The organism is Bacteroidales bacterium (genome assembly GCA_035299085.1).
In the GTDB taxonomy this organism is placed as follows: Bacteria; Bacteroidota; Bacteroidia; order Bacteroidales; family UBA10428; genus UBA5072.
In genome coordinates this window covers 20,056-28,337 of record DATGXG010000066.1, presented here as the reverse complement: position 1 = coordinate 28,337, position 8,282 = coordinate 20,056, and the positions used below count along the sequence as shown (strand labels likewise).

Below are 8,282 nucleotides of genomic sequence, written 5' to 3'. Positions count from 1 at the left end.
TAACAACCGGTTTTTTCATATAAGAGTATTTTAAGATTTTGGGGTGCATTAAAAGTACTGAAAATGACGGATAAAAAAAAAGACGGCCTTTCGGACCGTCTTTTTAAAAAGTATATTTTTCGTAATTACTGGAGCAGTGATTTTACTGCATCGTTTTCAGCAACTTTCAGCAATTCAGCATCCTTTGCAGCGTAAGCCTTGATTGAAGGATCAAGAGCAAAAGCCTGGCGAAGGTTGACAGCAACAGCGTCGGCAACACCACCACGGGCATTTGCAACTGCTTTCAGGTAATATACCCAACCGTCTTTTACATCACCGAGCTGGTTCAAAGTAGCAATGGCTTTGTCATTGTTACCATTCAGCATCTGTGCAAGAGCAGCATTGAATGAAGGCTTGTTACCGAAATAGTTAACAGCGGCTGCGTAGTCGCCCTGTTTAATCTTAATGATACCCAGGTTATAGCTGGGAGCATCACCAGCGCTCATATTGGCTGTAAGAAGATCTTCGGCAGTTTTCAGGTCACCCTGTGCAAGAGCTACGGCACCGAGGTTTGAATTCACAGTTGCATTGGCGTTGAGCGTTTTTGCTGTGGCAAATGCTTTCTGTGCTTCATCGGTTTTGCCCTGCTGCATCAGAACAGCACCAAGGTTGTTGGCAGCGCGAACACAATCGGGGAATTTTTCAGTTGCAGCTTTGTAGATGGCAGCCTTCTGATTCAGATCAGGAACCAGTGTGGCAGCATAAAGAATTTCTTCACGGTCGAGTGATTTGGGATCACTTACAGCAAGATTCTTAAGCTCATCATCTGATTTACCTACTACATCAACATTCACTGTCATAACCGAACGACGGAGCTGCGGCAGAACTTCATCAGCAATTTCTTTATAAGCTGAAGAAATATTCTTGATCTCTTTTTCACGAACCTGGGGATCAGCATACATTGACAGAACACGGAGAATCAGGTCCCTGTCCTGTATGTTTGATTTTTCCATGAGGGCCTTGAAACCTTCCCAGTCTTCGGGAGTTGTCATCATAGAAAGGAAACCTTCGGCTTCAGCCTGGGTAATCTTATTGTCTTTCAGGGCTTTCTTGAAATACTTTTCAGCAGATGTTTCGCGCTTAGCTGACAGTTTTTCGTTCAGTTCATATGCGCCATCGGGTGATGCATAAGCGGAAATCTTTGCGCCTTTGAGCTGGCGTGACTGATCGGTGTTAGCTGCGGCGAGTTTCTGCTCCAGGTCTTTTATATCCTGATCTTTCAATTCAGTTTTGCGTACATCAGCTTTGTTAATCTGGTAATGAATGTCAGCCGAATAACTTTCAGGAATGATTCTCTGGAAATTGTCTTTCATCATCACGGTCATCGGATCAATTCTTACAAGAGCTTCGGTAGCAACAACACCGTCAGCTACTTTTTCCGAACCATACTCGATAGGAGTCTTATCCTTAATTTTGGCGGAATATTTTACTACCAGAGTTGATTTAGCCATCTCCGGTTTGTAAGGAATAGTGCCTGAAAATTTGAAACTACCACCAGCGTAAGGAATAACAGTGTTGTTGGCTTCTACTTTTTCTCCCTGAAGGGTAACAGTAGGATATTCTACCTGGCCACCATCATATTGGAGAACTGGAGTAGCCGTAACAACAGCTTTCTTATTAAAATACTTCTCCGGGAAGTTAACAGTACCGTTAACGCCAACCTGACCGGCCTGCATAACCAGCGGATTGGGTTTAACCTCATAAGTAACCGTGCTGGCATTATCCCTCATTTTGGAGAGGCCGGCACAACCGCTTATCAGCAAGGCGGCGAGGGCGAAAAGGGTTAGGTAGTTCAGTCTAATTTTCTTCATAATTCGATAATTATTTGTTATAAATTAAAAAAGCTAGGTATGATTCTGGTTATTAACAAACTTACAAATGTTTTGGCTAATTTTTAAATTATTTATACTTCAGGTTTAAACAATTTTTGAGCAAAGTTAAAAAAAATAACCATACTGTCGAAGGTTAGCCTTGATTGACCGAATCGACGGTTCGAGCATTTCAAAAACCGGGCCAAAAAAGACCGCTGTTCATAAAAAGCTGTAATTCAATATAAAAATAAAGGCTGCGGGTTTGAAACCTGCAGCCATATTCTCATTTTGAAAAGAAATTTCTCTTAATTCCTGTGATCACGGCCATGATCGTGACGTCTGTCTCTTCCGCCGCCCCTTGAATCACGTGAATCTCTCGAATCACTCCTGGGTTCACGCGGAGGCCTTGGTGCAGGAGGCACAAAACCTTCGGGTACAGGTAACAGAACCTTACGCGAAAGGCTCAATTTTCCGTTTTTGGCGTCCACTTCAAGCAGCTTCACCTCAACCTGGTCACCTTCCTTCAACACGTCTTCCACTTTCTCAACACGTTTCCAGTCGAGTTCTGAAATATGCAGCAGGCCTTGTTTGCCCGGAAGGATCTCTACAAATGCGCCGAAGGTCTGAATGCCTTTTACAACGCCGTTGTAAATCTTTCCTACTTCAGGCTGCTCAACGATGGCATTGATCCTGGCCATGGCAGCATCAATTGAAGATTTGTCAGCAGATGAAACATAGATTTCACCTTTACCGTCAACCTCATCAATATTAACAACAGCGCCTGTCTTTGCCTGTATGTCCTGGATGATTTTACCACCCGGACCGATAACGGCACCGATGAACTCTTTGGGAATGGTCATATGGACCATGCGCGGAACCTGTGGTTTGTAATCCTCACGGGGCTCGGGAATGGCTTCAACAAGCTTGCCCAGTATGTGCATTCGGCCTTCATTAGCCTGTGCCAGTGCTTTTTTAAGGATCTCAAAAGTAAGTCCTTCAACCTTGATATCCATCTGGGTGGCGGTGATACCGTTTGTAGTTCCGGCCACCTTGAAGTCCATATCACCCAGATGATCTTCATCACCCAGGATATCGGATAGTATGGCATACTTGCCTGATTTGGTATCGGTAATGAGTCCCATGGCAATTCCTGAAACAGGACGTTTGATTTTAACACCGGCATCCATAAGGGCCATTGTACCGGCACAAACCGTAGCCATTGATGAAGAACCGTTTGATTCAAGAATATCAGATACAACGCGGATAGCGTATACATTTTCAGCAGGGATCATGCGTTTCAGAGCACGATGGGCCAGGTTGCCGTGGCCGACTTCACGACGGCTGATGCCGCGTGATGGCCTTGCTTCACCTGTGGAGAACGGTGGAAAATTATAATGAAGCACAAATTTCTCTGTTCCCTGGATCAATACTTCATCAATTTCCTTTTCGTCAAGTTTGGTTCCCAGGGTAACGGATGTGAGCGACTGCGTTTCACCACGGGTGAAAACGGCTGATCCGTGAGCGGCGGGCAGATAATCCACATCGCAGTAAATGGGACGTATTTCATTTGTTTTCCTGCCGTCAACCCTCATGCCTTCATTGAGAATGAGCGAACGGACGGCTTCTTTTTCAACATCGTGGAAATAACGGTTAACAAGGGCTTCATTCACCTCGGTTCCTTCGGGCAAAGAAGCAAGGAAATCAGTTCTTACTTTCTCGAGTGCATCATGGCGTTCATGCTTACCGGGAATAGTTTTGGCAATAAGGTACATCTTATCCAGACCTTCATCCCATATTTTCTTCCTGAGTTCCTCATCGTGTACTTCATGTGAGTAGACACGCTTCTCGGTTTTTCCGGCCTCTTTCATCAGATCAAGCTGTGCCTGGCACTGAACTTTAATAGCTTCGTGAGCGGTTCTGAGAGCTTCGAGCATTTCGTCTTCGCTCACCTCGTTCATTTCACCCTCAACCATGACAATGTTCTCAGCCGTTCCGGCTACCATAATGTCAAGATCGGCTTTTGGCATATCGGCAAAGGTGGGATTGATCACATAGCGGCCATCGATACGGGCAACCCTTACCTCGGAAATAGGTCCCTTAAAAGGAATATCCGAAACCATAAGAGCCGATGAAGCGGCGAGTCCTGCAAGTGAATCAGGCATAATATCCTTGTCGGCCGAAATGAGCATAACGTTAACAAAGGTTTCGGCATGGTAATCATCGGGAAAAAGAGGTCTTAAAGCACGGTCAATTAACCGCGAAATCAGAATTTCATAATCGCTCGGTCGTGATTCTCTTTTGAGAAATCCACCTGGGAATCTGCCTATAGCAGCGAATTTTTCTTTGTATTCAACCTGCAGAGGCATGAAATCGCTGTCAGGCGCGCCTTCTTTTGCTGAAACCACCGTGGCAAGCAACATGGTGTTTCCCATCCTCACAACCACTGATCCGTCAGCCTGTTTTGCCAGCTTACCGGTTTCAATGGTTATCGTTCTTCCATCTTCGAGGGTGATCGATTTTTGTACAATTTTAAACATAGTTTCTTTTTATTAATATCATATTGGCCTGAACGGCTTGGTATGAAAAGAAAAAGGCAATTTCCGAATTGCCCTTTTCCCTTTTTTATTTACGTAGATTCAGTTCCTTGATTATTGAACGGTATCTTTCGATATCCCGTGTACGGAGATAGTCGAGCAACCGCCTGCGCTTACCTACCAGCCTTAGAAGTGCACGCTGTGTGGCAAAGTCTTTTTTACTGCTCTTGAGATGATCAGTAAGGTGGTTAATTCTCTGGGTAAACAGGGCAATCTGGCTTTCCGGGGCTCCGGTATTGGTTTCTGATTTACCAAATGATTTAAAGATCTCCTTTTTATTTTCTGCTGTTAAATACATAGACTCTAATTAAATACACATATTCAAAATTTGAGTTGCAAAAGTATTTATTTTTTTTCATTATTCAATATTTTCGTCAAATAAATTTACTCTTCAGCCTGGTCAGGCTGATCCGGCGATTTGAGCCGGCCGGCTTCCCTGAGACATTTGTTGAGCATCCATTCAATCTGACCGTTGACACTGCGAAATTCGTCTGCAGCCCATTTCTCAATTTTATTCATGGTATCGGAACTGATCCTTAAAACAAACGGTTTTTTCTCAGCCATTTCCTATTGATGTAAAGTTCCTGTATTGATAACCGGTTCTACCTGGCTGTCCCCGCAAAGGACAACGAGCAGGTTGCTGACCATCGCCGCTTTCTTTTCTTCATCCAGATTAACAATACCTTTTTTCAAAAGCAGTGCAAGAGCACTTTCAACCATACCCACAGCTCCTTCAACAATCTTGTTCCTTGCTGCAACCGTGGCAGTGGCCTGCTGACGGCGTAACATGGCTTGCGCAATTTCGGGGGCATAGGCAAGGTAAGCTATCCTGGCTTCAATGACTTCGAGTCCGGCCATATGCAAACGCTCGGCGATCTCATGCTCCAGGTTGTTGTTGACCTGCTCGAAATTGGAACTCAGCGTAATGTCTGCCCTCTCATCCTCAAAATGATCATAGGGATAGGTTCCGGCAAGCTTACGAACGGCCGAGTCGGTCTGCACTTTAACGAAATCTTCATAATTGTTCACTTCAAATGCGGCCTTGAAGGTGTCCTTTACTTTCCATACAAGGATGACACTGATTAAAACTGGGTTTCCTATTTTATCGTTTACTTTGATCTTATCACTTTCGAAATTCCTGGCCCGTAACGAAATGTTGATCCTTTTATAAAACGGCAGAACCCAGAAAAACCCGTTTTGCTTTACACTTCCTGTGTATGCTCCAAAAAGAAGCATTACGGCAGATGAATTCGGATTTACGATAAACAGGCCGGGTGCAATAAAGGCGAATAAAAGAATGCATGTAACAAGAAGCCAGATGATTTCATTCACGCCGGCGAAGATAGCTGTGGCAATAACAACCAATGCAAGCAGGAACATAAGATAACCATTCAATGGGGTAAGGATTTTTTCAGTTTTCATGATTTGATATTTTTATGATATTATTTTGATATCAAATGTAAGAATATTTTTGAATGGTTGTTCTTTTTTTGAAGTTTTTCTTCTGGTGGAGTTGTTTCTAGGCTATAGGCTATAGGCTATAGGCTATAGCCTATAGGTTACAGCCTTTATCCTTCAGCCTAAAGCCTGTAGCCTTTAACCTTTAGCCTTTAGCCCTTCTTAACCACCTGAATCCCTATCGAACACGCCAGGCACCGCTTTTTTGCACAATAACTGTTTGATAACTGGATAAGCCCCTGGCTATAAAATGCCGATGACGCCCTGACACCTGAATCTTCCCACCGGCCGGTAATCCGGTTGTTTTCTGCAGGCATCTGCATGAGCCATGTGACGGCCCTTTCCTTTATTTCGTCACGTCCGGTTTGCTTACCGTAGATAAAAAGGAAAGGCATAAGTGCATTTATTATAATGGTATTAGCCGCTTCGGCGCCAAGGTTCTTTTCCTGCTTTCGTGATAACGTATCAAAGGAATAATGCGTGTCCCAGAAAATCGACGCCCTGGCGTGCAGCAGATTGCATATTTCATCAACCCGTGTGCACGACATGAATGCAGAGAAAAGGTTTTCTGTATTGTGAATGAGATTGGCAAACTGGGCCAGCCTGATGGTCGGAAAATTGACAGGCCTTAACCGAAGAAATTTCCACATGTGTTTTTCGATAGGCTTTAAATTGAATTTCTTTTTCAGGTGGATGTATTCGTTACGGAGTTGACTGTAATAGTCGCTGAAGAGAACTGCCTCTTCGAGAAAACCGGCCTGCCCCAGGATCAGGGCTTCACATTGCAACGCGTTATCACGATGCCTCAGAAGATAGGTAAGCGGAAGGCTCCTTGCCATAAGTTCAAAGGGAAGCGAATTCAGTCCGAAACCAAACGAACGTGCCAGGTTAATATAGAAAACTTCCTCCCAGTTATTCTTTAACTGCATCATCAGCGATGACAGGTATTCCGTCTTTTGCTGCAGTCGCTCAATCACAAGCGAGTTCAACCATACATCAATGATAAGCGGGTCAACAGCGCGGATTTTATCCTGGCAAAGAACTGTCTTTTTCTGGTTGAGCAGACTGCAATAATTATCATACAACCGCTCATCGAATTTCAGGATGACTGTCGGTACCGGTTCATTGGTGCTCCTGGCCACAGGTTGATCATAATGATGTACTACATGCAGCACAACATTATCGTAGGCTTTGTCTGTCTTGTGTTTGTGAAGGTTCCAGTCGGACGAACGGAGATGGATTTCCACATTGCCCGCCCATATGGTATCACCGATTTTCACGCGGGCGTTAAGAAAATCGGGACCGGCATCAGCGTTGTGTTCACCCAGCACTGTAACACTTACGTTTTCACCGGTATCGGAAATCATGGAATCACGGTCGAATAAACCGTATTTCCAAATGAAATGCAGAAAATCCTCCGTCATGATATAGCGGTTTAGATGTTTACAACCGGTACAGACGCACGGCCGTGCGTCTCTTCAAACCTCAAACGCTTTTAATCAACATGAAACAAACGGTACAGACGCACAATTGTGCGTCTCTACGTTCGTTTCACATAACGCTTTTCAACAATCTCTTCATTTCCCCTTGAACTTCCAACGCTTTTGCCCTTGCTACTTCCGCGAACTGTATTGTTGAATCAGCGTAAATAATTGCTCTTGAAGAATTCACTATAAGACCGCAGCGGTCATTCATCCCGTATTTGGCTACCTCGCCCAGATCGCCGCCCTGTGCGCCCACACCCGGGATAAGAAGAAAATGGTGCGGAACGGTTTCACGCACTTTAACAAGCATTGAGGCGCGGGTTGCGCCCACCACATACATTATATTATCAGGACTACCCCATTCTGCCGTTTTCCGCAAAACAGTTTCAAAAAAACTTTCGTTTCCCGACCGCAGAAACTGGAAATCATCAGCCCCTTTATTTGAAGTAAGGGCAAGGATAATAACCCATTTGCCCGGATAACCGAGAAACGGCGTAACGGAATCCGATCCCATGTAAGGAGCCACGGTGACGGCATCACAATTCATCTGTGAAAAGAATGTCTCGGCGTATTTTCTTGAAGTGTTGCCGATATCCCCTCTTTTAGCATCGGCTATGATGAATATTTCCGGGTAATTCTTCCTTAAATAATTAACCGTAAGTTCAAGCTGGGTCCAGCCCGATGCGCCAAGGCACTCGTAAAAGGCAACATTCGGCTTGTAGGCAATGGCCAGATCATGGGTCCTCTCGATGATCCGGCGGTTGAATTCGAACAGCGGGTTTTCCTCATGCCTCAGGTGCTCCGGGATCTTGTCCATTTCAGTGTCAAGCCCTATGCAAAGAAAGCTTTGCTTTTTCCTTATCTGGTCATATAGCTGTTCCGCATTCATGCTTTTC

The 8,282-nt window shown here is 44.6% G+C and carries 7 protein-coding genes; all 7 read right to left on the bottom strand.

Going from position 1 to position 8,282, the window contains the following annotated elements; all coding sequences use genetic code 11:
* Positions 1–125: 125 nt before the first annotated feature.
* Entirely contained in the window at positions 126–1,850 is a 1,725-nt protein-coding gene (locus VK179_21385) for a tetratricopeptide repeat protein (protein HLO61318.1), read from the bottom strand.
* A gap of 305 nt (positions 1,851–2,155) precedes the next feature.
* Positions 2,156–4,387 carry a polyribonucleotide nucleotidyltransferase gene (locus VK179_21380; protein HLO61317.1) on the bottom strand — a complete coding sequence of 744 codons (2,232 nt, stop codon included), beginning with the start codon at positions 4,385–4,387 and terminating at the stop codon, positions 2,156–2,158.
* 85 nt (positions 4,388–4,472) lie between these two features.
* Entirely contained in the window at positions 4,473–4,742 is a 270-nt protein-coding gene (rpsO, locus tag VK179_21375) for a 30S ribosomal protein S15 (GenBank protein HLO61316.1), read from the bottom strand.
* Between the two features lie 86 nt (positions 4,743–4,828).
* Complete coding sequence (locus VK179_21370; GenBank protein ID HLO61315.1) at positions 4,829–5,008, bottom strand: hypothetical protein; 180 nt, start codon at positions 5,006–5,008, stop codon at positions 4,829–4,831.
* 3 nt (positions 5,009–5,011) lie between these two features.
* Positions 5,012–5,866, bottom strand: a complete 855-nt coding sequence (locus VK179_21365; protein HLO61314.1) for an SPFH domain-containing protein — start codon at positions 5,864–5,866, stop codon at positions 5,012–5,014.
* A 188-nt stretch (positions 5,867–6,054) separates the two neighbouring features.
* Positions 6,055–7,326, bottom strand: coding sequence for a DUF2851 family protein (locus VK179_21360; protein HLO61313.1), 1,272 nt, complete (start codon positions 7,324–7,326; stop codon positions 6,055–6,057).
* A gap of 127 nt (positions 7,327–7,453) precedes the next feature.
* Positions 7,454–8,275 (bottom strand): orotidine-5'-phosphate decarboxylase, encoded by an 822-nt coding sequence (gene pyrF / locus VK179_21355; GenBank protein HLO61312.1) that lies wholly within the window; start codon positions 8,273–8,275, stop codon positions 7,454–7,456.
* Positions 8,276–8,282: the final 7 nt, after the last annotated feature.